Raw genomic sequence first — 23625 nt, forward strand, 5'->3', positions numbered from 1 at the left:
TCGCGCGCTGGAGGCCTGAAGAACTCAGTCACCTGGAGATCATTGGCTCGATCATCGTCATGCTCAACAAGGGCGCCGACATGCGCTCCAACATCGCAGCTGAAGCACGGGCGAAGATCGTTCATGAGCGCTTGATGGGGCGCGCGCCTGACATCAGGCGGCGCGCCCCGGTTGATCACTGTGAGATCTTGGTGACTTGCAAAGATTTGCGCTCGATCGCTACGGGCTGCAAATGCCCCAAGCGGTCGAGGTGATAACGCTGCAGGTCCCGCGCCAGAATCAGTTGGCCGTGATACAACGCTGCCGCTTCGTTGCGCACATCCTCGATCGACGGGCTCACCGCCGGATTGGCCTGATAGCGCGCGCTGAAATGCGTCAACACCAGATTGCGCACCCCGGCTGATTCGGCGAAACCGGCGACAGCGGCGGCGCTGCTGTGGCCGTAACTGGCACGAGCGCGGTCGATCGCTGCCTGCACGAATGTCGCTTCATGCACGAGCACATCTGCCGATTGCGCCACTTCGGCCAGCAGTGCCGGCCGATCGTTATCGCCGCAGACAATGATGCGTCGATCAGGTCGTGAACTCAGCAGATAGTCGCGAGCGTGCAGCATCCGCCCGTCAACCTCCACGTCCTGACCGTGGGCCAACTGACCCCAGAGCGGGCCGCGTTCGATGCCTTCGGCATCCAGGCGCTGCACGTCCAGACGCGGTTCCGGGTCGGACTCGGTGAACACATAACCGTGAGACGGCACCCGATGTGACAGTTCGACGGTCTGCACCTGAACGTTAACGTTGCGCCACTCCGTGAGCGTTTCCACAGCGTGCAGGTTGATCTCGAACGGCAGATACGATTGCGTCACCTCCAGACTCATTTTCAGCCAGGGATGCAGCGCTGTCGGCAGGATAATGTCCAGTGGTCGCGTGCGTCCGGACATGCCGGTGCTAGCCAGCAGGCCCGGCAAGCCCAGGCAGTGATCGGCATGCACATGAGTGATGAAAATCGCCCGCAACTCGCTCAGCGACAGCGGCGTGCGCAGCACCTGATGCTGGGTGCCTTCACCGCAATCGATCAGGTACCAGCCCTTGCCGGCAGACGCGATCAGTGCCGTCGCGCTGACGTTGCGCTGGCGGGTCGGCACGCCGGCAGACGTGCCCAGAAACAACAAATCCACGGTGGTTCTCCCTGGCGGATCGGATTTCAGATATTGCGTGCAGTTCTCGGTGAGCTTTCGACAATCAGCGAGGCGATTCGGATCCATCGATGGACTGCGACAATTCATCGGACACCCGCGCTGTCGGCGGCTGGCCTCGGCACTTCGCTCGCTGATGATGGTCACAGCGAAACGGAGTCACTTAGCGGAGGTCAACTTGCCCAGAAAATCCAGGCCGATCGTCGACCGCGCCGATGCGGCGACCCTTTCGCAAGAACGCAAAGATGTGTTTTTCGCGGCGGTGCAGGTCAGCCGCATGGCCATGATTGTCACCGATCCAGCGCAGCCCGACGATCCCATCATTTTTGCCAACAATGCGTTTCTTGAACTCAGCGGCTACGAGCTGGAAGAAGTGCTCGGGCGCAACTGCAGGTTTCTGCAAGGCGAGCAGACTGATCGTGCGGTGTTGCAACGGGTCAAGCAAGCGCTGAAACATCAACACGAAACCTGCGTGGAGGTGCTCAACTATCGCAAGGACGGCTCGTCGTTCTGGAACGAGCTGTTCATCGCGCCGCTATTCAACGAGCGCGGACAACTGGTGTATTTCTTCGCTTCGCAAATGGACGTCAGCCGCCGCCGTGACGCCGAGGACGGTTTGCGTTACAGCGAAAACATGGAAGCACTCGGGCAGTTGACCGGTGGCATCGCCCACGATTTCAACAACCTGCTGCAAGTGATGATCGGCTACATCGAGCTGATCCAGCACACCGCCAAGCGGCCGAGCATCGATCCGCAACGCATCGTGGTCGGCGCCGGTCACGCCCGTGCGGCGGCGGAAAAAGCCCGTCTGCTGACTCAGCATCTGCTGGCGTTCTCGCGCCGGCAACGGCTTGAGGGCCGGGTGATCAATCTCAATGCCTTGCTCGAGCGGTCAACGCTGCCGGCACCGGAATCCTGCGATCTGGAGCCGCAATTCGAGTTGGCCGAGGATTTGTGGAATTGCCGCCTCGACCCGGCGCAGGCGGAGATGGCCCTGAACCATTTGCTCTCCAACGCCTGCGATGCGCTGGTTGACCAGCAGCAACCTGCGATCACCGTGCAGACCCGCAACGTCGATGTACCGGACTCGACGGATCCGCACCAGGGCGGACTGGCGGCGGGGCGTTACGTCTGCATCGCGGTTGCCGATAACGGCGTGGGCATTGCCGCTGACGATCTCGACAAAGTGATGGAGCCGTTTTTCACCACCAAAGAGGAAGGCAACGGTGCCGGCCTCGGTTTGTCGATGGTTTACGGCTTCGTCAAGCAATCCGGCGGTGTGGTCAAAATCGAATCGACGCCGGGGCTCGGCACCACGGTGCGCCTGTTCTTCCCGGCGGATGACAGTCAGCTATCGGCATCTGGCTCCGCTGAAACCGCAGAAAATCTCAAGGGCACGGAGCGCATCCTGATCGTCGAGGATCGCGCCGAAGTCGCTGAACTGGCGCGCTTTGTATTGTCCGAACAGGGTTACCACACCGACCTCGCTGCAGATGCGAGCGAGGCACTGGCCTTGCTGCAGAGTAGCGAATACGACCTGGTATTCACCGATTTGGTCATGCCGGGCGACATGAACGGGCTGGCACTGGCGCGGGAAATCAGCCAACGCTATCCGGCCATGAAGATCCTGCTGACGACCGGGTACTGCGCGGACGAGTCGACGCCCAATGAGCTGGCTGACAATGAGTTCGAATTGATCGCCAAGCCCTACGCGCCGGTGGACCTTTTGCGCAAGCTGCGCTTGATGCTCGGCTGAAAAAACGAACTGACGGCGCACGTTCGGCGTCCATCCTAAAGACTGCATTGAACAACCAGTGAGGGACCCGATCCCCGAGGAGATATTGGCAGTGAGCGATGACTTGATGATCAATAACGGGCCGATCGACTGAGCGTCGACGAGGACGGTTCATGCAGGAGCAATCTTTGGTGGTGATTAGCGGCGCCAGTGCTGGCGTAGGGCGCGCGGTGGCCCATCGGTTTGCCGCTGGCGGCTACCACATCGGGCTGTTGGCGCGTGATCCGGCGGGGCTGGCCGCCACGCAAGAGGAGCTGCGAGCGTATGGCGTTCAGGTTGAAACAGTCAGCGTCGACGTCGCCGATGCGCTCGCCGTGCAGCAGGCCGCCCAGCAACTGGAAACCGCGCTCGGGCCGCTGGCGGTGTGGGTCAATGCAGCGATGGTCACGGTGCTCTCGCCGATAGAACAATTGTCCGCCGCCGAGATCGAGCGCGTCACTCAGGTAACCTATCTCGGCACGGTTCATGGCACGTTGGCAGCGCTGTCGTTGATGCGCCCACGCAACAAGGGACTGATCATTCAGGTCGGCTCGGCGCTGGCCTATCGGGCCATTCCGTTGCAGGCCGCTTACTGCGGGGCAAAATTTGCCGTGCGCGGTTTTACCGACTCGTTGCGCTGTGAGTTGCTGCATGAGCGCAGCCATATTCGCGTGTGCATGGTGCAATTGCCCGCGATCAATACCCCGCAGTTCGATTGGGCACGTAACAAATTGCCCAAGCGTCCCCAACCTGTGCCACCGATTCACGACCCCGACGTAGCGGCACGGGCGATTTTCAGTGTGGTAAAGCATCCTCCGCGAGAGTTGTGGCTAGGGTGGTCGACGATCAAAGCGATTATTGGGCAGTCGGTCATGCCCGGTCTGCTCGACCGTTTGATGGCGCGAAGTGCATGGTCCGGTCAGCAGACCAATGAGCCTGAAGACAACGAGCACCCGGACAACCTGTTCGAAGCGCAGCCGGATCGGCATCAGATTCGCGGTCGTTTCGTCGGCCGTTCCAGGGATGCAGCGCTGGCCTTGACCTCGACGCAAGTGCTGGCGATATCGGCAGTGATTGCCATATTGGTCGGCGTGGTTCTATTACAGCTCTGATGCTTTCCCGGTTCGCTCCACTGTCGACGCATCTCTGCGCGCGCTGCTAGAGGCGCTGGGGTGCATGGAAGCAACAAATGCAGCACATGCACCTTTGATGAATGTGGTTTCGCTCAAATCTCCTTGATCGGCGTCTCGCCTTGAACGGCTTTGATCAGATTGATCACGTGCAGGCAATCAGCCTTGTTCACATATGACTCACCACTGGCCACCGTCTCGTGGTTGCGCGCACGCAGACGCCAGCGCCACTGGCCTTTGCCAGTGCTGGGGGTGCCTCGGGTTTGTCGGTAGATTTCGAAATACATGGGGTTCGCTCCCTGCGATAGAAAGGCGCGCCAACCTGTGTGGCGCATCGACGCAAGCCTAGCGCAGCGGGTTTTTTTGGCTATCGCGGATTTGTTTCCAATCGTTCGCGGATGTTTCTGAAAGACGCTGGCCAGAGCGCCGCGACTGCCCGGCGAATTGGCCGATATGACGCCGTGTCCTGCTTGCACGTGCGTGCCGGCTGCTGCTTAATACGGCACGGCTCATGGCCTCGAAAGACTTTCGATGACCGACAAACTATAAAAAGAGCACTCCTTTGACTGAGCACGGAACGCAACAGGCCGGGCAGGTGACGTTGTCGCTGGTGATCCCCGTTTTCAACGAGGCCGACAGCCTCGACAGCTTTCTTTCGCGCATCGACGACGTCTTTCAGACGCAGGCACTGATCGATCTTGAACTGGTCTTCATCAACGATGGCAGCACCGACACCACCCTTGAGCGCTTGCTTGAGCGGCAGCGGCAAGACTCGCGTCTGCGCATCGTCGATCTAAGCCGCAACTTCGGCAAGGAAGCGGCGTTGTCGGCCGGTCTGCAAATGGCCACCGGGCAGATCGTGGTTCCGATCGACGCCGATCTGCAGGACCCGCCGGAAGTCATTTTGCAGATGATCGAGCGCTGGCGCGAAGGTTACGAAGTGGTGCTGGGGCATCGTGTCAGCCGCCGCAGCGACACGTGGGCCAAATCGACCTCGGCCCACTGGTTCTATCGCCTGCACAACCGCATCGCCGAACAGCCGTTGCCGGAGAACGTTGGCGACTTCCGCTTGATGGACCGCTGCGTGGTCGATGCCTTGCTGACCCTGCCTGAGTCGCGACGCTTCATGAAAGGTCTGTTCGCCTGGGTCGGTTTCCGCACCACTCATGTCGACTACGAGCGCCCCGAGCGCGTGGTCGGGCAAAGCAAATTCAATGGCTGGCGGCTGTGGAACTTCGCCCTCGAAGGCATCACCAGTTTCAGCACCGAGCCGCTGCGGGTCTGGACTTACCTGGGGGCAACGGTTTCGCTGGTGTCGTTTGCGTTCGCCATGTTCATTGTCCTGCGCACACTGATCCACGGTGTCGACTTGCCTGGTTATGCCTCGCTGATGGTCGCAGTCACGTTCCTTGGCGGTCTGCAATTGATCGGCATTGGCGTACTCGGCGAATACCTTGGCCGCACCTATATCGAATCCAAACGCCGGCCGGTTTTTCTGGTGCGTCGCGTTTACGACCCCAAGGACTGACAGATGGATCTCAAGGAAACCGACATCCTCGGCGACAGCATCGATGAGCATTGGTATTACTGCTGCAAAGCGGCGGCGACCCGGCGATTGCTGGGTAACATGCCGATCCGACGAATACTCGATGTCGGTGCCGGCTCGGGGTTTTTCTCGCATCATCTGCTGACCCACACCGACGCGCATGAGGCGTGGTGCGTCGACATCAGTTACCCCGCCGATTCAAGCGCCACCACCGCGGGCAAACCGGTGCATTACCGCCGCGGCATCGACAGCATCGATGCCGATCTGGTGTTACTGATGGACGTGCTCGAGCATGTCGACGACGACCTCGGCCTGCTCAAAAACTATGTCGATAAAGTGCCTTCGGGCAGTCGTTTTCTGATGACGGTGCCGGCGTTTCAGTTTCTCTGGAGCGGTCATGATGATTTTCTTGAGCACAAGCGCCGCTACACCCTCGCGCAATTCGAAACCCTGGCGGGCGATGCCGGTTTGACCGTGCAGCGCGGCGCCTACTATTTCGGTGCGGTGTTTCCTATCGCCGCAGCGTTGCGCCTGATACCTCAAGGTTCGCAAACCGCACGGCCGCAGTCGCAACTCAAGCGTCATCACCCGTGGGTCAACAGCGTGCTCAAGACTCTTTGCCGAATGGAGTTGCCGTTGATGGGCAGCAACCGGCTGGCCGGTTTGAGCGTCTTCGTGCTGGCGCAGAAACCGTGATCGACAGTGATCGTTCAGCGTTGGTTCGCCGTGGTCTGCGCTTTGCCCTGACCGGGCTGTTCGTCACTGCGCTGCATGCGCTGGTGGCCGTGATGTTCATCCGCTTCATCGCGCCCGAACCGCCGCTGGCCAATGGTTTCGCCTTTGCCGTGGCGACCGTTGTGTCGTATGTGATCAATACCACCTGGAGCTTTTCAGCTCGCCTGCACGGGCGCACGTTACTGCGCTTTGTGTCGGTCTCGGCGGGCGGTTTTCTATTGGCGATGCTGGTTGCCTGGGCGGCGCAAATGGCTGGGTTGCATTATCTGCTCGGGATCGGCGCCGTGGCCCTGACGGTGCCAGCGTTCACTTTCGTTTTGCATAATTTCTGGACGTATCGATGAAGCTTTGCTCAACCTCTCGGGCCGCTGCGCTGTTGCCTGTGCTGCTAGGCATTCTGGCCTTTTTTATCGTGGTCGGCCCACGGGCGTTGAACCCGATGAACATTGCCTGGCTGGGCGACGGCGACCCGGCCACCCATTACCAGGGTTGGGTGTTTTTCCGGCACTCGCCATGGAGCTTTCCGCTGGGGCTCAATCCGTCTTATGGACTTGAATTGAGCAATGGCTTGATCTTTTCCGATTCCAATCCGCTGTTTGCCTTTCTGTTCAAGCCGTTTTCGGCGCTGTTGCCGGAGCCGTTTCAGTATTTCGGACTGTGGTTGCTGACCTGCTTCATTCTGCAGAGCTGGTTTGCCTGGAAACTGCTCGGCCTGGTGACCCGCGACGCGGTTCTGCGGTTGCTCGGCACCGGGCTGTTTTTATTCGTTCCGGCCATGCTGATCCGCATGAGCGTGCACCTGTCCCTAGGCGGGCATTTCATGTTGCTGGCCGCGCTGTACCTGGCGCTGCGGCCCTTCACGCCCAAGCGCTCTCTGGCCTGGGGAACGTTGCTGGCGGCGGCCGCGCTGATTCACGCCTATCTGCTGGCGATGATTGCGCTGATCTGGCTCGCCGATCTCGCAGCGCACACCCTGCGGCGACATCTGGCGCCGCGCAAAGCTGTGGCCGAACTGATCGGTCTGTTTTTGCTGGTGAGTCTGTGTTGCTGGCAGGCGGGCTACTTCAGCGTCGGCGATGACGGTCTGGCACTGATGGGCTACGGTCTGTTCCGCGCCAATGTGCTGAGCTTTTTCGACCCGGGAACCTGGTCGTTTGCCCTGCGCGACATGCCCGGTGTGTTGGGCGATGGTGACGGTTTTGCTTTCCTTGGTTTGGGTGTGGTGTTCCTGTTCATCTGCGCCTTCGCGGCATGGCTGCAACGCGGCACGGATGTTCACCTCAAGCCACGTCGCTACCCGTTGCTGTTGCTCGCGCTCGCCGGCCTGGCGCTGTTTGCGTTTTCCAACAACATTGGGGTCGGCCCATTCGAGTTGCACATCCCGCTGCCGGATGCGGTGGTGGCGGTGGCGACGATTTTTCGCGGTTCGGGGCGGATGATCTGGCCTGTCATGTACATGGCGATTTTCGCCATTCTGTACGTGGTGATTCGCGGCCATACTTCGCGCACGGCACGGATTCTGCTGAGCATTGCCCTGTTGCTGCAAGTGGCGGATACGCGTTCCGGTTGGGGAGAGTCGCGCAACCTGTTCATGGCCACGCCGGCGCCACAATGGCCGACGCCACTGGTTGATCCGTTCTGGGATCAGGCAGCCCGCCATTATCAGGCGGTGCGCTGGCTGCGCCCGGAGAATTATCCGGAGCAGTGGCGAACGCTGGCCGAGTATGCGGGACGCCATCATCTGCCGACCAATGCGGTCTACCTCGGCCGCATGAGTACCAAGGCCACCGAGGCGGCCCAGGCTGTGGCCGACCAGATGGTCAGCTCTGGTCAATACGCCGCCGATACGTTGCATGTACTCGATAGCCGCACTGTGCTGCCGGCCGCGCTGACTCTCAATCGCGAGACTGACGTACTCGCCAGAATCGACGGTTTGAACGTGCTGGCGCCCGGCTGGAAGCGTTGCGCCGATTGCCCGCCCATCGTGGCCGCCGATCCCCTTACGCTGATTTCGCCAATGAAGTCGAACGAGCGCGTGACCTTCAACGTAACCAGCCTGGCGACGTTTTTCCTCGGCAGCGGATGGTCGAAAAGCGAACCGTGGGGCACGTGGTCTGAGGGCAGTGAATCGCAAATCATTCTGCGGCCCGAGGCCCCGGTGAGATCATTTGTGCTGGAAGCCAATGCTTTGATTACGCCGTCGCATACCGAACAGGGGCTGGAGATTAGCGTCAACGATGTGCCGGTGCTCTCCACCCGTTTGCTCAAGGCCGAAGCGAACGTTGTCAGCGTTGATCTGCCAGCTGAAGTCCAGCAGCGCATTGAGCGTGAAGGCGTGCTGGTGATTCGTTTCCAGCACGCCGATGCCGTCAGCCCGAGAGCGCTGGGCATGGGACTCGATCCGCGCAAACTGGCCATTGGCATTCTGGCGTTGACGCTTCATTGACCCTTCAGTGACTGTTCGGCGCAGCGGCCCATAGACGCGGTTCTTGGGGCTTTCTACACTGCCGCTATTCCGGGGAGCAGGGGCAAAGGATGAACCGCAATGAACTACGCAAGGCCGACATTAACCTGATGGTGGTGTTCGAGACCCTGATGCTCGAACGCAACGTGACCCGCGCGGCGGAGAAGCTGTTTCTTGGCCAGCCGACCATCAGTTCGGCACTCAACCGTTTGCGCACGATGCTCAATGATCCGCTGTTCATCCGCGTCGGCCATCGCATGGAGCCGACGGCCCGCGCTGAAGATATTTACCGCCATCTCAAACCGGCACTGGATTCACTGTCGGCGGCGCTGAGCCTGACCCGCGATTTCGATCCCGCGACGAGCACCATGACCTTTCGCATCGGCCTGTCCGACGACGTCGAATTCGGCCTGCTGCCGCCGCTGTTGCGCGCGTTGCGCCAAGAGGCGCCGAGCGTGGTGTTCGTGGTGCAGCATGTCGATTACTGGCGCATTCCCGACCTGCTCGCTGCCGGCGATATCACCGTCGGCATCAGCCAGACCCGTGGCCTGCCGGCCAACGCCAAACGCAAACTGCTGCGGCATATCCAGCCAAGCATCCTGCGCGCCGATGCCTCTGATACGCCGCTGACCCTCGACGAATATTGCGCTCGCCCGCATGTGCTGGTGTCGCACACGGCCAATGTCAGTGGCTACGCCGATGAGTGGCTGGCGGAACTGGGGCGCACGCGGCAGGTGGTGTTGTCGGTGCCGCAATACAGCGCACTGCCAGCTTTGCTGGCCGGCACCGACCTGATCGCCAGCCTGCCGGATTACACCGCAGCGGCGATGGCGGCGTCCGGGGCGCTGTTCCAGGAACCGTTCCCGTTCAAGACGCCGACACTGGACCTGTCGATGGTCTGGCTCAGCCACGTCGACAGCGACCCTGCCGAACGCTGGCTGCGCTCGCGGCTGGAAGCATTCATGAGTGAACGGCCGGGTATTCAGATCTAACAGATGCCACGTATCCCTGTGGGAGCGAGCCTGCTCGCGAAGCGGTTCAGCAGGCGCGGGTGTGCAAACTGAAAGGACGCTTTCGCGAGCAGGCTCGCTCCCACAAATGACGCTGTGTGATTGTGGTATATGTACGCCCCGCATCCGCCGACTGGAGATCCGCAATGCCACACCTGCACATGGAATACACCGCCAACCTGACGCAGTTGAACGCTGACATCGCCCTGATCCGGCTCAACAACACGCTGGTCGGTTCCGGTCAGTTCGGCGCGGAGTTCGATATCAAGAGCCGCGCGATCAAGATCGACAACTTCAAGGTCGGCACGGCGCAGGGCGAGCGTGCCTTCGTCCATGTGAAACTGGCCTTGCTCAGCGGGCGCTCGGCGGAGATCAAGAAGCAGCTCTCGCAAAGTCTGCTGGCAGTGTTGCAGGAACTGTGCGAATGGCCGGCCGGGCTCGAAGTGCAACTGTGCGTGGAACTGCTCGACATCGATCGCGAGTCCTACAGCAAAGCCGCCATCGGCATCTGACGTTCAGGCGTTTTCCAGCTCGCTGCACACCTGAATCACCTGCTCGCGCAGCCAGACGTTGGCGCTGTCCTGATCGGCGTTCTGGCTCCACTGCATGTCGAGGGTGAAACCCGGCAGGCCGTTGGGCGCTTCGCAGTGGTTGAACACCGCGTCGTTGGTCAGCAGACGCTGGATACGCCGGGGCAGGGTGAGGATGAAATCGGTGCCGGTGATCATCTTCAACGCGGCGCTGTAGCTGTTCGATCGGGCCACTATCTGGCGCTTTTGCGCTTGCCGCGCCAGCCAGCCGTCGACCATGTTGGTGCTTGAAGTCCACGGCGTTGGAAACACATGCCGACGTTCGGTGAATGCTTGCAGGCTCAGGCGCGGCTCCAGTGGCGTGGCGCGTTTGTCGAAGACGCAGACCAGGTCATCTTCAAGCAACATCCGTGATTTCAGATCCGCATGCTGGCGGTGAAAGTGCGGGCCGAAACTGATCACCAGATCGAGGCTGCCGTCACGCAGCTCTTCGGCCGGAACGTCGGTTTCAAACTTGTGCATGTTGACCATCACCGGCAAGTCGTCGAAATCGAAGCGCTTCAACAGACGCGGCAGAATCAATTGCTCGAAGTATTCCGGGGCGCAGATGTTGAATGTCACCGCCTGCCGGCTCGGGTCGAAGGCCGGGGCACCGGCATGACAGAGGTTGATGCTTTCGAGGATTTTCTGCACATGGCCGTACATGCTGCAGGCCTTGTAGGTCGGGCGCATGCCGGTGCGGGTGTTGATGAACAGTTCGTCTTCGAAACTGGTGCGCAGTTTCTTCAGGCAATAACTGACGGTGGACTGGCTGACGAACAGGGTTTCCGAGACATCGGTGACACTGCTCTGCTCGTACACGGCGACGAATACCATCAAGTCCTGCATATCGAGCTTGCGAAGCAAATTACTGTTCAGCATGAGTTCCGTCTCGCTGTGCCCCTCGCGCAGAATTCGCGCAAACGTGTGCGTACGATCCTAACGGAACGATGGTGCCAGGAGAAACCCTCGTAGGACATTTCACGGACACATGTGGGACAGAAACTTTTAGCAACACGACGTTGCCAATCTCGTGCGCAAAAGATGGCCAGAGGCCTCTAGCCCGGGCAGGGCAAGTGACGTGTGTAGTCGCGAGGGTTGAAGCGCACGACCATCAGCAGCATGGTCACCATCACTGCAGTCAGCGCCCACCACGCGCCTTCGAAACTGCCCAGCCGATCGCGAATCATCCCTGCCAACAGTGGCGACAGTCCTGCGATCAGATAACCGATCCCCTGTACAAACGCGGTCAGGCCACCGGCGCGCTGCGGCTCGTCGCAGTGATCCAGTGCAACGATCAGGCTCATCGGAAACAGACCGCCAATCCCCAACCCCAACAGACAAGGCCATAACAGGGCCAGAGTTAGCGGGGCGAGAATCAGCCCGCAGAAACCGCCGATGATCAGCAACAGCAGAACCGCCAATATCCCACGCCGGTCACGGCTGCGATTGGCGATCGCAGGCACTGCCAGGCCGGAAATGACCTCCATCGCTGTAAGAAAACCCAACAGCAGCCCGGCGTTCTGTTCACTCCAGCCTTTTTCCACGTAATACGGGGCAAGCCAGGCGAGGACACAGGTGTAGGACGCCGTACCGAGGCCAAAGAAAATCGCCAGCAACCAGGCGCGACGGCGCGTGATGAAAGATTCCCGCTGGGTCACCCTTGGTAGGGCTTGCGCGGGCTGCAAGCACCAGACCAGCAACGCGACCAATGCCAACGCCGCCCAGATGGCCAGCCCGATGCGCCAACTGCCGGTCTCCACCATCACCAGCGGCGCGAACGATGCGGCAATCGCGGCGCCGCCCATGATCGAAGTCACGTAGATGCCCATGCACAACGCCACGTTGTCAGCAAAGCGCGTCTTGATCAGCGCCGGCATCAATGCCTGAATCAGGGCTATGCCAATACCGGCCAGTATCGCGCTGACGATCAGCTCGACCGCAGAATCGATAAACAGCCGTGACACGTTCGCCAGCCCGATGACAAGCAGCGACAGCAGCACCGTGCGTTGTTCGCCCAGACGCTGGCTGATGCGCAGGCCGAAGAACATCGCCAGCCCCATGGCCATGACCGGCAGCATCGTCAGCAAAGAGGCAAGCGTGAAGCTCAACGGTATATCGCTACGGATCGCCGACAGCAGCGGCCCGATGGCTGCCATTGAGGGGCGCAGATTAAGTGCAACAAGAATGATCGCGAGTATCAGCCAAGCGGCGGGGCGGGAGTGATTCATCAGCAGGCCTTTGAGTGGGGAGGCTGATGATTAGGCGTCGCGGCGCGCGCATCGGCAAATCAGAAAACCCCGGGCCAGACCTAAAAACTCGATAACACCCCTGTCCCGATGTGGGAGCGAGCCTGCTCGCGAATGCGTTCCTCCAGACAAACATTCATTTGCTGACATTGCGCTTTCGCGAGCAGGCTCGCTCCCACAGAGGACATTGTGAAGTGCCTGAAACTGAATAAACCCTGAACCATTCTCAAATACTCGCAAACTTTCACGTTCGTACTCCGAGGAAACTAATCATTAGCATCTTTTTCACGAAAAATTGATCCATGCCTGCCTAAAGTTTGGCATGCCTCGGTGAATGAATTTTTCACAATCGACGAGGCTCTTCTTTCAGGAACAGTCACTCATCATGTTGAAGTTAAAAGCCGTGCGCCCGGAATGGGTGACGTTGTTTGCCAGCGCCTTTTTGTTGCTCGGTTTCAATCTGGTGCTTTGGCAACACCTGTTCGAGATCACCGCCGCCGATGGCAAGGGCATCGCCATGCGCGTGGCGTTCGGCGTGATGATCCTTGCCGCGTTCAATATCGTGCTGACGATATTCGCGTTCCGGCCACTGCTTAAACCACTTTTGACTCTTTTGTTTTTAGTCAGCGCCGGCGTGGCTTATTTCATGAGCCAATATGGCGTCATGATTGATGCGGGCATGTTGCGCAACTTTGCCGAGACCAACGCGACGGAAGTGCGTGATCTGCTTTCGTTGAAGTTGTTCGCTTATATTCTCTTGCTGGGTGTTTTGCCGTGTTTGTTGTTGTGGAAAGTACCGGTCAATTATCGGCGCTGGCATCGCGAGTTGTTCAGCAAAGTTATTGTCAGTGTTGCCTCGGCGGCGGTGATCGGCGTTGTGGCATTGGCCAACTATCAAGGTTTGTCGTCGCTGTTTCGCAATCACCACGAAATTCGCCTGATGCTGGTGCCGAGCAATTACATCGGCGCATCCATTGGTTATCTGCAAGAGCAAGTTGTCTCGGCGCAGCAGCCGTTCATCAAGATCGGCGAAGATGCCCAGCGCAACCCCGACTTGCAGCTACAGCCACGCAAATCCCTCACCGTGCTGGTGGTAGGGGAGAGTGCGCGGGCGCAGAACTTCGGCATTCTCGGTTACGACCGAGACACCACCCCGCAACTGGACAAAGAGGCTGGCCTGATCGCTTTCACTGATGTGCATTCCTGCGGCACGGAAACGGCTGTCTCGGTACCGTGCATGTTCTCCAACATGGGCCGCAAGGATTACAACGCCAGCAAGGCCAGGAATGAGGAGGGCTTGCTCGACGTACTCAAGCGCGCCGGCATTGATGTGATCTGGCGCGATAACCAGTCCGGCTGCAAAGGCACTTGCGACCGCGTCACGGTGCAGGATGTCAGCAAGTTGCAAGACCCGGCGTTGTGCGCCAACAGCGAATGTCGCGATGAAATCCTCCTGCAAGGGCTGCAAAGTTTTATCGATCACTTGGACAAGGACACCGTCCTGGTTCTGCACCAGATGGGCAGTCACGGCCCGGACTACTTCAAGCGGTATCCCAAGGAGTACGAACACTTCACTCCGGTCTGTGAAAGTAACGCGCTGAACAATTGCAGCCGCGAAAGTATCGTAAACGGTTACGACAACACCTTGGTCTACACCGACCATGTGCTGGCGAGCCTGATCGATGTGCTGCGCAGCAATCAGGACAAAGTCGACACCGCCATGCTCTATCTGTCGGACCACGGCGAATCGCTGGGCGAGTACAACCTGTTTCTGCACGGCACGCCTTATATGCTGGCGCCCGAGCAACAGAAGCATGTAGCGATGCTGGCGTGGTTCTCTGACAGCTATCAGAAGGCCTATTCGGTCGACACCCATTGCCTGCAACTGAGCCGGGACAAGCCGCTGAGCCAGGACAATCTGTTCCACTCGATGCTCGGCCTGCTGGAAGTGCGCAGCAGCGTCTATCAACCTGCCTTGGACATGTTTGCCGGCTGTCGTGGCGCGGTGATCGACGGCGTGTTGGCCAAGCAGTGAAGCGTTTCCTGCCCGTCGCGCCAATGCGACGGGCCTTTCTGTTTCTGCTGTCAGACTATTCTTGCTGACAGGCAAGACATTTCCTTACAGCTCTTGCCCTTCAAAGGCGCGTAAATCGTCGGTGGCGATATATACTGCGCGCCATTCTTCAAGGGAGAGCCGTGTGGCTATCGATATTCACTGGATTCGCGACAACGAAAGCCTCGCGCAGTTTTGCGCCGAGTGGCAGCAGCTGCCGTTCGTTGCCCTCGACACCGAATTCATGCGGGTCGACACCTTCTACCCGATTGCCGGCCTGTTGCAGATCGGCGACGGCAAACGCGCCTACCTGATCGATCCGCTGACCATCAACGCCTGGCAACCTCTGGCAGCGTTGCTGGAAAACCCGGCGGTGCTGAAAGTCCTGCACGCCTGCAGCGAAGACCTCGAAGTACTGTTGCGCCTGACCGGCAGCCTGCCGGCGCCTCTGTTCGACACGCAACTGGCCGCCGCTTACCTGAACCTCGGCTTTTCGATGGGCTACTCGCGTCTGGTGCAGGAGGTGCTCGGCATCGACCTGCCAAAGGGCGAAACCCGTTCCGACTGGTTGCAGCGCCCGCTGTCCGAAACCCAGATCAGCTACGCCGCCGAAGACGCCGTGCATCTGGCCGAGGTGTTCGTCGAGTTGCGGCCCAAGCTGTCCGACGACAAGTTCGCCTGGGTGCTGGAGGATGGCGCCGAACTGGTCGCCAACCTGCGCCGCGAAACCGATCCTTACGAGGTGTATCGCGAGGCGAAACTGGCATGGAAGTTGTCCCGTGCACAACTCGCCGTGCTGCGTGAGCTGTGCGCCTGGCGCGAAAAAGAAGCCCGCGCCCGCGACCTGCCGCGCAACCGCATCGTCCGTGAACACTCGCTGTGGCCCTTGGCCCGCACGCAGCCGGATAACCTCGCGGCGCTGGGCAAGATTGAAGACATGCACCCGCGTACCGTACGTCAGGACGGTCAGTTTCTGCTTGATCTGATCAAGCGCTCTGGCAGTGTGGGGCCAGATCAATGGCCGCCGGCAGTGCCGGAGCCGTTGCCGATCGAAGCCGCTGCGCTGATCAAGCAACTGCGCGCGCTGGGTCAGGCCGAGGCCGAACGCCTGGGTATTGCCCCGGAACTGATGCTGCGCAAGAAAACCCTCGAAGCCCTGGTCAAAAGCGGCTTTCCCGAGGGGCCTTACCAATTGCCCGATTCGCTGCGTGGCTGGCGCCGCGAATTGCTCGGCCAGAAGCTGCTCGACAGCCTGGCCACCGCCGGAGAACAGCCTTGAAACGTATTTGCTCCATCTACCAAAGCTCCAAGCGCAGCGGCATGTATCTCTACGTGCTCAAGAGCGATGCGCTCGAGCGCGTGCCGGAAGCGCTGATGACGGCTTTTGGCAAAGCGAAGCACTCCTTCGATCTGGTGCTGTCGCCCGAGCGCAAGCTGGCCAGCGAAGACATCACCGTGGTTCTGGAAAACCTCGACAAGCAGGGCTATCACCTGCAAATGCCACCGGCCGAGGACGAGTACATCGAGCACTTGCCCGAAGAGTTGCTGCGACGCAACGACCCGGTCTGACCCGCGAGGCCCTGTTCTGGGCCTCGGTTAACCCTGGAACTGTTTTTACCGCGATGGCCGGCCCGAACCCGGCGGCTGTTTGCACGGTTTGCGAAAGGTTTGAAGATGCGCGTTCTGATTGCCGAACACGACTACGCGATATACGCCCGCCTGCTGCGTCAGGCGCTGCCCGAGCTTGAAATCCTGACCAGCGGCGACTCCGCCGAACTGGCGCGTCAGGCCGCCGATTGCCCGGTGTGGCTGGGCCAGCCGGATCTGCTGGCGACCTTGCTGCGCCAGGGCCATCAACCGCAATGGCTGCAATCGACCTGGGCCGGCATCACGCCGCTGCTCGCCGACGGCCTGCGCCGCGACTATCGACTGACCCGCGCCGTGGGGATTTTCGGTCAGGTCATGGCTGAATATGTGCTGACCTACATCCTCGGCCACGAACGCGAGGTGCTGGCGCGGCTGGTCAGCCAGGTCGAGCGCAAATGGGACAACCGCAGCGGCCAGAGTCTGGTAGGGCGCAAGGTGCTGATCGTCGGCACCGGTGACATCGGCCAGAGCGTTGCGCAGTTTCTGCGGCCGTTCGGCGTCGAGCTGTACGGTATCGCCAGCAGTGCCCGCGAACAGGCGCCATTTGTCGAAGTTGGCGCGCTGGCCGATCTTCCGCGATTGGTGGGCGAAGTGGATTACGTGGTCAATCTGCTGCCGAACACCGAACACACCCACGATATCTACGACGCGGCGCTGTTCAAGCAATTCAAGCCGACCGGATTGTTCATCAACGCCGGGCGTGGTGTCGCAGTGGTCGATGCCGATCTGGTAGAAGCCTTGAAGGAAGGGCATCTGGCCGGCGCGGTGATCGACGTCTGCCGTCAGGAACCATTGCCGCAACGCCATCCATTCTGGACCGCGTGGGGCTTGCTCCTGACCGGGCACAGCTCGGCACCGACCTCGCCGGCGCTGATGGTGGATTTGTTTGTGCAGAACCTGAAAGCGTATGAGGCAGGTGAAGCTTTGCGCGGCGAGGTGGATTTCACCCGCGGTTACTGACTCTCCACCGATTTCACTGTGGGAGCGAGCCTGCTCGCGAAGAGGGCGTGTCAGTCGACAACAGCGTGTCTGACACAGCGCTTTCGCGAGCAGGCTCGCTGCCACATTGGTTTCATAGGGTAGCCACCAGTTTGCTCAGTGGGCGGCGCTGGCGCTGACAAGCGGATTTACCGACAGTCGCCAGCGCTTGGCCCCCGCGCCCGCTGGCACTAGACTGGCGGCCTTTTCACCACCTTGATGTTGATGCTTGAGCCATGGCCGCCATAGTCGAACCGTTCTGGAAACGCAAAACCCTCGATCAGCTCGATCACGAGGAGTGGGAATCGCTGTGCGACGGCTGCGGTCTGTGCTGCCTGCAAAAGCTCGAGGACGAAGAAGACAACAGCGTCTATTACACGCGCATCGCTTGCAAACTGCTGGATCTGAAAACCTGTCAGTGCAGCGATTATCCGAACCGGATCAAGTTTGTCCCTGACTGCATTCAGCTCACGCCGGGTCAGGCGGAAGAATTCAAATGGCTACCGCCGACCTGTGGTTATCGTCTGGTCAGCGAGGGCAAGGATCTGCCGTTATGGCATCACCTGGTGTGTGGCGACCGCGAAGCGGTGCACCATGAGCGGATTTCCCAGTCCGGGCGCATGCTCGCCGAAGGCAGCGTGCCGGAAGATGACTGGGAAGATCATCTGATTTTTCGCGCCGGTTAATCTTTACAAGATTCGAAACCGCTATCGCGAGCAGGCTCACTCCTACAAGTGAGCGCGTTCCAATTGTAGGAGTGAGCCTGCTCGCGATGGGGCCATTTGGCTCACCGACGATCGCGGATCAAACCCCGGCCTTCGGCGAGACCAGCGAATCATTGCCGGTGACGGTGGCTGTTTCAGTGGCCACTTCGGCATTGGTCTTCAACTTGCTCAGTTCTTCCCCGGCGCGTTCGATCTTCGCCCGCACGTTGCTCATGTCCTGACGGCCTTTTTCCAACAGGCTTTTCGCCGAGCAGTGTCCGGTGATGCCACGGGCTACGGCCATGCCGCCGAGCGCCACTTGCAGCAGGCCGAATACGCCGCCACGGCGCAGGCCCTTGCCGACCATCAGCACGCCGCCGGTCAACGAGCCGACGCGCTCCCAGCCATGCACATTCTTGTGCGAAGGCGACTGGAACGGGGTGGATTCGATGCGTTCTACGCGTTTGAGCTCGCTCATGATCTATCTCCAGGCAGGGTGCGATTGATAGATAAGCTGACTGCCATGGCGGTCAGCTTGTTCCATCGAATGTGCGACGCTTCAGCGGAATTTCGGCCCGGAGCGCGTGTTCAGGCCCTTGGCCATGCGGTCGTAGAGCACGACGTTGACCGTGGCGGCGAGATTCATGCAGCCGGTGGTGGGGATGTACACGACGTCTTCGCACCAGTCGCGAATCTCTTTATCCAGCGAGCCGTCTTCCGGGCCGAAGATGTAGAGGGCGCGGTCGGGGTGGGTGTATTCCGGCAGCGGCCGTGCGCCTTCGACCAGCTCTACCGCGACGGGCACGCAGTTGAGCGGAAGGATTTTTTTCAGGTCGTCGATGCCGATCAACGGGATGTCGTAGTGCACGCGCTTGGTGTCGGTGACGAAATCGGCCGCGCGTTCATAACGCTTGCCTGTGTAGAACACCGACGCCACGCCGTAACAGCCTGCGGCGCGCATCACCGAACCGACGTTCTCCGGTGATTTGGGGTTATACAAACCAATGCAGCTGTACCGTTTGTCTGCCACGAGCGGGGTGCCTTCGGGAAAAAGAGGGCGATTATACGGGGATTGGGGGAGGGCGGGCAGATTCGAGATTTGTGGTGCCTGGCCGGCCGCCTTCGCGAGCAGGCTCGCTCCCACAGGGGAACGCATTTCAACTGTGGGAGCGAGCCTGCTCGCGAAAGGGCCAGCTCAGGCGATGAAGATCTTCAATCTTCTTTTTTCATCAAGCCAGCCAGGGCCGCAAACGGGTTATGCGTGGCCTTGGCGATCTTCGGTGTGCTCAGCGAGCCGTCGCCGAAATACTGCTGATCGGTGTAACGCGAGTGCTCGTTGTCGTGGCAATACAGGCACAACAGCTCCCAGTTCGAGCCGTCCTGCGGGTTGTTGTCGTGGTTGTGGTCACGGTGATGCACAGTCAGTTCGCTCAGGCGCTTGCCGGAAAACTCACGGGCGCAGCGGCCGCAGACGTGTGGGTACATCTTCAGGGCTTTGTCGCGGTAGCCCATTTCCTTGTCGCGCTGGTTGTCGGCGAGGATGCGGTCCAGCTTCGACGTGTTGGTGGGGGTGGACGAACTCATGGGTTCACCTTTGCAGAAAGACTGATGACGGTTATGCGCAGAGTTTAGCTCAGCCCTTGAGCTTCTCGGCAATCCAGATCGTGTGACGGGTGCCCTTGTTGCCGTGGGCGAAGACCTGGACTTCTTCGGCCTTGAAACCGGCCTTCTTCAATTTGTCGGAAAACTGTCGGTCGGCGCTGGCCGACCATACCGCGAGAACACCTTTGGGGCGCAGCGCCTTGGCGCAGGCATTCAGACCTGCGGCGGAATACAGCCAGCTGTTGGCCTTTTGAGTCAGGCCTTCGGGGCCGTTGTCGACGTCAAGCATGATCGCATCGAAACCGTTCGGCTCGCTTTGCAGCACGTTGGCCACATCTTCCTGACGGATCACCGTGCGCGGGTCAAGCAATGGCCGACCGGATTTCTCCCCGAGCGGGCCGCGATTCCACTCGACCACGCCGGGCACCAGCTCAGCGACCACCACTTCGGCGGACTTGCCCAGATGCTTGAGTGCCGAGGCGAGGGTGAAACCCATGCCCAGGCCGCCGATCAACACCCGCGAATTCGGCCGGCCGGCGACCTTGCGGCAGGGGATCTCGGCCAGCGCATCTTCAGAACCGTGCATGCGCGTGTTCATCAACTGTCCGCCGTCGCCGCCCTGGATCTTGATGACGAAATCCTCGCCATACTCGAACAGGCACAGGGCACCGCCGTTTTCAGGGATCGGGGTGGTGTCGAGCAGAACGAAACGTTTCATGGAAATCTCTAAAGGGGGGAAGGCAAGCAGGCGCGTTGGGAGTAGCCTGAGCACAGACTAAAGGCCAAACGGAGCCCTTGATGAAGCGCACCATTCTAACGGTCATTACCCTGGCCGCGCTCGCGATTACTGCAGTGCAGGCCCAGCAGAGCGTTCCGGTCAGCCCGACGCCGCAGCCCGGCTCGCCCGGCACCGCGACGCCGACGCCGTATCCGCAGATCACCCCGATCACCCTGCCCAAGTCGGGCGCCGGCAGCGGCAGCCCACCGCTGGTACCGATCGAAATGCCCAGCCCGCCGAGCAAGGATCAACCGGTGCCGGGCATCGAGCCGAACGGCAACAAGGTCAAATCCCCCGGCGGCTAAACCTGTTGCGCGGCGAGTTGGCCGTCGGCCATGCGCAGGCGTTTGGACAGCGAGACGGCGAGGGCGCGGATGATCTTCGCGGCGATTTTCGGCGCGTCGTTGAGCATTTTCTCCAGCGAGTCCTTGCCCAGATTGAGCAACTGACAATTGCTCGCCGCGATGCAGGTAGCCGAGCGGCGCTCGCCATCGAGCACGGCCATTTCACCGAAGGCCCGACCGCTGCGCAGGGTGGCCATGGTGATGACCTGGCCGTCAGCGCCGGTTTTCTGCACGGCGACCTGGCCGGTGTGGATGATGCACATGAAACTGCCGGCATCACCCTCGCGAAAAATCGCCTCGCCTTCAGCCACGGTGCTGATGCTGAAATAGCCGGAAGCGGCCGCGAAGTCGGCCAGCTGCAATTGATCGAACAGGCCACAGTCCATCAGCCAGTCGCGGATTTCGTTGTTCAGAAAGGTCGGTTCGGACATGTCGATGCGGTCTTTTTGTTATCACATTTCAAGGCTATACACGGATCCCGTAGGAACGGGCTTTTGTGGCGAGGGGATTTATCCCCGCTCGGCTGCGCAGCAGTCGCAAGTCCTGCCAACTCGGTGCTTCAGAAATACTGAGTTTGCAGGTTTGGGGCCGCTTCGCAGCCCAACGGGGATAAATCCCTTCGCCACAATGGGTCTGGAATTAAGACCCAAGTGACCGACGGAGTTCCTCAGGCCAGGCCCAAAACCTTGAACACAAATGCATATTCGAGCGCTACGTCACGTAATCCCTGATAGCGCCCGCTCATGCCGCCATGCCCGGCACCCAGTTCGGTCTTGAGCAGCAGCACATTGTCGTCGGTCTTGGTCGCGCGCAATTTCGCCACCCACTTGGCTGCTTCCCAGTACTGCACGCGGCTGTCGTTGTAGCCGGCGATCACCAGCAGTGGCGGATAAGCCTGCGCGGTGACGTTTTCGTACGGTGCGTAAGCCTTGATCCGATCATAGACGTCCGGTTCTTCCGGGTTGCCCCATTCGTCGTATTCGGTGACGGTCAGCGGCAGATCGGGGTCGAGCATGGTATTGAGCACGTCGACGAACGGCACTTCGGCAATCGCCACGCCGAACAGGTCCGGGCGCTGGTTGAGCACCGCGCCGATCAGCAGGCCACCGGCGCTGCCGCCGCTGATCGCCAGTTTCTCCGCCGTGGTGATGCCGTTGAGAATCAGGAATTCGGCGCAGGCGATGAAGTCGCTGAAGGTGTTGTGTTTGTGTTCCTGCTTGCCGGCGCGATACCAGGCTTCGCCCAGCTCGCCGCCGCCGCGTACGTGAGCAATGGCGAAGGCCATGCCGCGATCGAGCAGACTCAGGCGGGCGTGGGAAAACCACGGATCGAGGCTGGAGCCGTAAGCGCCATAACCATACAGATACAGCGGCACCGGTTTACCGACCATCTCGCGCTTCATCACCAGACTGATCGGTACCTGCGTACCGTCCGGGGCGGTCGCCCACAGGCGTTGGCTGACATAGGCGTCGGCATCAAATTGGCCGAGTACCGGGGTTTCCTTGAGCACCGTTTGCTCGCCGCTGGCAAGAATCAACTGGCGCACCTGGGCCGGGCGATTCAATGCTTCGTAGCGCAAGCGAATGCGGTCGCTCTCGAATTCCAGGCTGTTTTGCACGTGGAGGCTGTAGGCCGCGTCGGGCAATTGCACGCGATACGGCGCCGAGCCCTGCGGGTGAACCTCGATGATCGGCAGGCCACCTTCGCGCAGACTCAAAGTCATCGCCTCGGTGTTGAGGCTAACACCGTCGAGCATCACTTCTTCGTTGTGCGGGATCAGGTTCTGCCAGTCGGCCTCGCTCGGCGGCACGCCAGTGTCCGGGGCCTGATACAGGGCGAAGTTGATGCCGTCGCGGTTGGTACGGATAAACCATGTCCAGACGCCATCGAGCAGGCCGTGGTCGACGTCGTATTCGTGATCTTCGACCCGTGGCGCCAGGCAGTTGAACGGCAGGTGCGGTTGGTTGGCGTCCAGCGCCCAGACTTCACTGGTGGTCTTGCTGCCCAGCGACAGCAGCAATTGCTGTTCGGAGCTGGCGCGGTAGCAATGCAGGAAGAAACGCCCATCCGGCTCGTGAAAAACCTCTTCGGCGGCAGTGCCATCAAGGCGATAGCGGAACAGTTTGTGCGGGCGATGGGTGTCGTCGAGCACACCGAAAAACAGGGTCAGGCTGTCGTTGGCCCAGGTCATGCTGCCGTCGCAGTCCTCGAATTCCAGTTCGCTGACCTTGTCGTTGGACAGCTCCTTGACGAACAGCGTGTAGATCTCGTCGCCCGAGGTATCGACGCTGTAGGCCAGGCGCTGGTGATCGGGGCTGATGCTGAAAGCACCGAGCGAGAAGAAACCGCCGTTGGCCAGCGCATTCGGGTCGAGCAATAGTTGCTCGCGGCTTTCATCGAGGGTCAGGCTGTCGTCCGCCGGGCGCGGGCAGCGGTAGTGCCGGGCATATTCGTCACCGGCGGTGGTGCGCGTGTAATAAAGGTAGGGGCCCCAGGGCGAGGGCAGGGACAGATCAGTCTCGAGAATCCGCCCCTTGATTTCGTTGAACAGGCTTTCGCGCAGCTCGGCCTGATCGGCGATTTGCGCTTCCTGATAAGCGTTTTCAGCCTTGAGGTAGTCGAGCACCGCGTCGGTATCGCGTTCCTGCAGCCAGGCATACGGGTCGGCGCCGGGCGCCCGCTGGGCAATCGGGGCAGTCATGACATTGGCGGATTGGGGCATGGAAGGCTCTCGGACAATATTCGGAATTGGGTTGTTCGCAGGTCTTGAAAGCGCCGCAGCCCGTGTGGGAGCGAGCCTGCTCGCGAAAGCGGTGTGTCAGGCAACGCTGTTGCAACTGACAGTCCGTA

General features: G+C 60.3%; 24 protein-coding genes and 1 pseudogene. 15 read left to right on the plus strand and 10 right to left on the minus strand.

All coding sequences use genetic code 11. The features are described from left to right. Positions 1 to 17: 17 nt before the first annotated feature. Positions 18 to 152, plus strand: a pseudogene (locus CKW30_RS27495) (manganese catalase family protein); the annotation flags it as partial. Between the two features lie 23 nt (positions 153 to 175). Here the strand turns inward: CKW30_RS27495 and CKW30_RS09445 are convergent. Then, a complete protein-coding gene (locus CKW30_RS09445) occupies positions 176 to 1174 on the minus strand; it encodes a ribonuclease Z (RefSeq protein ID WP_095180643.1) in 999 nt (332 codons plus the stop codon). A 196-nt stretch (positions 1175 to 1370) separates the two neighbouring features. Between CKW30_RS09445 and CKW30_RS09450 the strand changes: the two genes are divergently transcribed. Both CKW30_RS09450 and CKW30_RS09455 read left to right on the plus strand, forming a co-directional pair. Then, positions 1371 to 2948: a histidine kinase famiy protein gene (locus CKW30_RS09450; protein ID WP_256584281.1), complete on the plus strand. Its 1578-nt coding sequence runs from the start codon at positions 1371 to 1373 to the stop codon at positions 2946 to 2948. A 152-nt stretch (positions 2949 to 3100) separates the two neighbouring features. Next, positions 3101 to 4078 (plus strand): SDR family oxidoreductase, encoded by a 978-nt coding sequence (locus tag CKW30_RS09455; protein ID WP_095180644.1) that lies wholly within the window; start codon positions 3101 to 3103, stop codon positions 4076 to 4078. 113 nt (positions 4079 to 4191) lie between these two features. Here the strand turns inward: CKW30_RS09455 and CKW30_RS09460 are convergent, their stop codons facing one another. Continuing rightward, on the minus strand, positions 4192 to 4383 hold the full coding sequence (locus CKW30_RS09460) for a DUF1508 domain-containing protein (protein ID WP_016771242.1): 192 nt from the start codon (positions 4381 to 4383) through the stop codon (positions 4192 to 4194). 275 nt (positions 4384 to 4658) lie between these two features. On the opposite strand from CKW30_RS09460, the gene CKW30_RS09465 reads away from it, so the two are divergent. From CKW30_RS09465 to CKW30_RS09490, 6 genes are all read left to right on the plus strand, one after another. Next, on the plus strand, positions 4659 to 5624 hold the full coding sequence (locus tag CKW30_RS09465; RefSeq protein ID WP_095180645.1) for a glycosyltransferase family 2 protein: 966 nt from the start codon (positions 4659 to 4661) through the stop codon (positions 5622 to 5624). Positions 5625 to 5627: 3 nt separating this feature from the next. Next, positions 5628 to 6338 (plus strand): bifunctional 2-polyprenyl-6-hydroxyphenol methylase/3-demethylubiquinol 3-O-methyltransferase UbiG, encoded by a 711-nt coding sequence (locus tag CKW30_RS09470; protein WP_095180646.1) that lies wholly within the window; start codon positions 5628 to 5630, stop codon positions 6336 to 6338. Continuing rightward, positions 6335 to 6721 (plus strand): GtrA family protein, encoded by a 387-nt coding sequence (locus CKW30_RS09475; protein ID WP_056783558.1) that lies wholly within the window; start codon positions 6335 to 6337, stop codon positions 6719 to 6721. Before CKW30_RS09470 ends, CKW30_RS09475 begins: the two co-directional genes overlap by 4 nt. Then, entirely contained in the window at positions 6718 to 8823 is a 2106-nt protein-coding gene (locus CKW30_RS09480) for a DUF6311 domain-containing protein (RefSeq protein WP_095180647.1), read from the plus strand. Before CKW30_RS09475 ends, CKW30_RS09480 begins: the two co-directional genes overlap by 4 nt. Before the next feature lie 89 nt (positions 8824 to 8912). Continuing rightward, positions 8913 to 9833: a LysR substrate-binding domain-containing protein gene (locus CKW30_RS09485; RefSeq protein WP_095180648.1), complete on the plus strand. Its 921-nt coding sequence runs from the start codon at positions 8913 to 8915 to the stop codon at positions 9831 to 9833. Between the two features lie 164 nt (positions 9834 to 9997). Next, positions 9998 to 10363 carry a 5-carboxymethyl-2-hydroxymuconate Delta-isomerase gene (locus CKW30_RS09490; RefSeq protein ID WP_041478855.1) on the plus strand — a complete coding sequence of 122 codons (366 nt, stop codon included), beginning with the start codon at positions 9998 to 10000 and terminating at the stop codon, positions 10361 to 10363. 3 nt (positions 10364 to 10366) lie between these two features. Here the strand turns inward: CKW30_RS09490 and CKW30_RS09495 are convergent, their stop codons facing one another. Continuing rightward, a complete protein-coding gene (locus CKW30_RS09495; RefSeq protein ID WP_024012014.1) occupies positions 10367 to 11302 on the minus strand; it encodes a LysR family transcriptional regulator in 936 nt (311 codons plus the stop codon). A gap of 176 nt (positions 11303 to 11478) precedes the next feature. After that, positions 11479 to 12651 carry a cyanate transporter gene (locus CKW30_RS09500; RefSeq protein ID WP_095180649.1) on the minus strand — a complete coding sequence of 391 codons (1173 nt, stop codon included), beginning with the start codon at positions 12649 to 12651 and terminating at the stop codon, positions 11479 to 11481. A gap of 403 nt (positions 12652 to 13054) precedes the next feature. On the opposite strand from CKW30_RS09500, the gene CKW30_RS09505 reads away from it, so the two are divergent. From CKW30_RS09505 to CKW30_RS09525, 5 genes are all read left to right on the plus strand, one after another. Next, positions 13055 to 14704: a phosphoethanolamine transferase gene (locus CKW30_RS09505; protein WP_041478852.1), complete on the plus strand. Its 1650-nt coding sequence runs from the start codon at positions 13055 to 13057 to the stop codon at positions 14702 to 14704. Positions 14705 to 14867: 163 nt separating this feature from the next. Continuing rightward, on the plus strand, positions 14868 to 16001 hold the full coding sequence (gene rnd, locus CKW30_RS09510; protein ID WP_024012017.1) for a ribonuclease D: 1134 nt from the start codon (positions 14868 to 14870) through the stop codon (positions 15999 to 16001). Beyond that, positions 15998 to 16291, plus strand: a complete 294-nt coding sequence (locus tag CKW30_RS09515; RefSeq protein WP_041478850.1) for a YcgL domain-containing protein — start codon at positions 15998 to 16000, stop codon at positions 16289 to 16291. Before rnd ends, CKW30_RS09515 begins: the two co-directional genes overlap by 4 nt. A gap of 105 nt (positions 16292 to 16396) precedes the next feature. After that, complete coding sequence (locus tag CKW30_RS09520) at positions 16397 to 17329, plus strand: D-2-hydroxyacid dehydrogenase (protein WP_041478849.1); 933 nt, start codon at positions 16397 to 16399, stop codon at positions 17327 to 17329. A 254-nt stretch (positions 17330 to 17583) separates the two neighbouring features. After that, the gene (locus CKW30_RS09525) at positions 17584 to 18033 is read left to right on the plus strand and encodes a YcgN family cysteine cluster protein (RefSeq protein WP_095180650.1); all 450 of its coding nucleotides are present in this window, start codon (positions 17584 to 17586) and stop codon (positions 18031 to 18033) included. Between the two features lie 118 nt (positions 18034 to 18151). On the opposite strand, the gene CKW30_RS09530 is transcribed toward CKW30_RS09525, so the two are convergent. The 4 genes from CKW30_RS09530 to CKW30_RS09545 form a co-directional block, all read right to left on the minus strand. Beyond that, positions 18152 to 18529, minus strand: coding sequence for a DUF2892 domain-containing protein (locus tag CKW30_RS09530; protein ID WP_095180651.1), 378 nt, complete (start codon positions 18527 to 18529; stop codon positions 18152 to 18154). An 81-nt stretch (positions 18530 to 18610) separates the two neighbouring features. Beyond that, positions 18611 to 19081 (minus strand): RNA methyltransferase, encoded by a 471-nt coding sequence (locus CKW30_RS09535; protein ID WP_007911337.1) that lies wholly within the window; start codon positions 19079 to 19081, stop codon positions 18611 to 18613. Positions 19082 to 19263: 182 nt separating this feature from the next. Next, the gene (locus CKW30_RS09540) at positions 19264 to 19635 is read right to left on the minus strand and encodes a YajD family HNH nuclease (protein ID WP_003222612.1); all 372 of its coding nucleotides are present in this window, start codon (positions 19633 to 19635) and stop codon (positions 19264 to 19266) included. Positions 19636 to 19684: 49 nt separating this feature from the next. Then, a complete protein-coding gene (locus tag CKW30_RS09545; protein ID WP_071174691.1) occupies positions 19685 to 20371 on the minus strand; it encodes a spermidine synthase in 687 nt (228 codons plus the stop codon). An 80-nt stretch (positions 20372 to 20451) separates the two neighbouring features. Here CKW30_RS09545 and CKW30_RS09550 point away from each other — a divergent pair, with 80 nt between their 5' ends. Then, positions 20452 to 20736 carry a hypothetical protein gene (locus CKW30_RS09550; protein ID WP_016771228.1) on the plus strand — a complete coding sequence of 95 codons (285 nt, stop codon included), beginning with the start codon at positions 20452 to 20454 and terminating at the stop codon, positions 20734 to 20736. On the opposite strand, the gene CKW30_RS09555 is transcribed toward CKW30_RS09550, so the two are convergent. Both CKW30_RS09555 and CKW30_RS09560 read right to left on the minus strand, forming a co-directional pair. Then, complete coding sequence (locus tag CKW30_RS09555; RefSeq protein ID WP_016771227.1) at positions 20733 to 21206, minus strand: cyclic nucleotide-binding domain-containing protein; 474 nt, start codon at positions 21204 to 21206, stop codon at positions 20733 to 20735. The genes CKW30_RS09550 and CKW30_RS09555 overlap by 4 nt on opposite strands. A 236-nt stretch (positions 21207 to 21442) precedes the next feature. After that, positions 21443 to 23497, minus strand: a complete 2055-nt coding sequence (locus CKW30_RS09560) for a S9 family peptidase (RefSeq protein ID WP_056783585.1) — start codon at positions 23495 to 23497, stop codon at positions 21443 to 21445. Between the last annotated feature and the right edge of the window lie 128 nt (positions 23498 to 23625).

It is taken from the genome of Pseudomonas sp. Irchel 3F6, assembly GCF_900187595.1.
In the GTDB taxonomy this organism is placed as follows: domain Bacteria; phylum Pseudomonadota; class Gammaproteobacteria; order Pseudomonadales; family Pseudomonadaceae; genus Aquipseudomonas; species Aquipseudomonas siliginis.

Excerpts from the sequence above, each read along its gene's own strand:
- CKW30_RS09520 (WP_041478849.1), top strand. The coding sequence starts at position 16,397 with ATGCGCGTTCTGATTGCCGAACACGACTACGCGATATACGCCCGCCTG.
- CKW30_RS09460 (WP_016771242.1), bottom strand. The coding sequence starts at position 4,383 with ATGTATTTCGAAATCTACCGACAAACCCGAGGCACCCCCAGCACTGGC.
- CKW30_RS09505 (WP_041478852.1), top strand. The coding sequence starts at position 13,055 with ATGTTGAAGTTAAAAGCCGTGCGCCCGGAATGGGTGACGTTGTTTGCC.
- CKW30_RS09560 (WP_056783585.1), bottom strand. The coding sequence starts at position 23,497 with ATGCCCCAATCCGCCAATGTCATGACTGCCCCGATTGCCCAGCGGGCG.
- CKW30_RS09500 (WP_095180649.1), bottom strand. The coding sequence starts at position 12,651 with ATGAATCACTCCCGCCCCGCCGCTTGGCTGATACTCGCGATCATTCTT.
- CKW30_RS09455 (WP_095180644.1), top strand. The coding sequence starts at position 3,101 with ATGCAGGAGCAATCTTTGGTGGTGATTAGCGGCGCCAGTGCTGGCGTA.
- CKW30_RS09490 (WP_041478855.1), top strand. The coding sequence starts at position 9,998 with ATGCCACACCTGCACATGGAATACACCGCCAACCTGACGCAGTTGAAC.
- CKW30_RS09525 (WP_095180650.1), top strand. The coding sequence starts at position 17,584 with ATGGCCGCCATAGTCGAACCGTTCTGGAAACGCAAAACCCTCGATCAG.
- CKW30_RS09555 (WP_016771227.1), bottom strand. The coding sequence starts at position 21,206 with ATGTCCGAACCGACCTTTCTGAACAACGAAATCCGCGACTGGCTGATG.
- CKW30_RS09540 (WP_003222612.1), bottom strand. The coding sequence starts at position 19,635 with ATGAGTTCGTCCACCCCCACCAACACGTCGAAGCTGGACCGCATCCTC.
- CKW30_RS09495 (WP_024012014.1), bottom strand. The coding sequence starts at position 11,302 with ATGCTGAACAGTAATTTGCTTCGCAAGCTCGATATGCAGGACTTGATG.
- CKW30_RS09480 (WP_095180647.1), top strand. The coding sequence starts at position 6,718 with ATGAAGCTTTGCTCAACCTCTCGGGCCGCTGCGCTGTTGCCTGTGCTG.
- CKW30_RS09545 (WP_071174691.1), bottom strand. The coding sequence starts at position 20,371 with ATGAAACGTTTCGTTCTGCTCGACACCACCCCGATCCCTGAAAACGGC.
- CKW30_RS09470 (WP_095180646.1), top strand. The coding sequence starts at position 5,628 with ATGGATCTCAAGGAAACCGACATCCTCGGCGACAGCATCGATGAGCAT.
- CKW30_RS09550 (WP_016771228.1), top strand. The coding sequence starts at position 20,452 with ATGAAGCGCACCATTCTAACGGTCATTACCCTGGCCGCGCTCGCGATT.
- CKW30_RS09485 (WP_095180648.1), top strand. The coding sequence starts at position 8,913 with ATGAACCGCAATGAACTACGCAAGGCCGACATTAACCTGATGGTGGTG.
- CKW30_RS09530 (WP_095180651.1), bottom strand. The coding sequence starts at position 18,529 with ATGAGCGAGCTCAAACGCGTAGAACGCATCGAATCCACCCCGTTCCAG.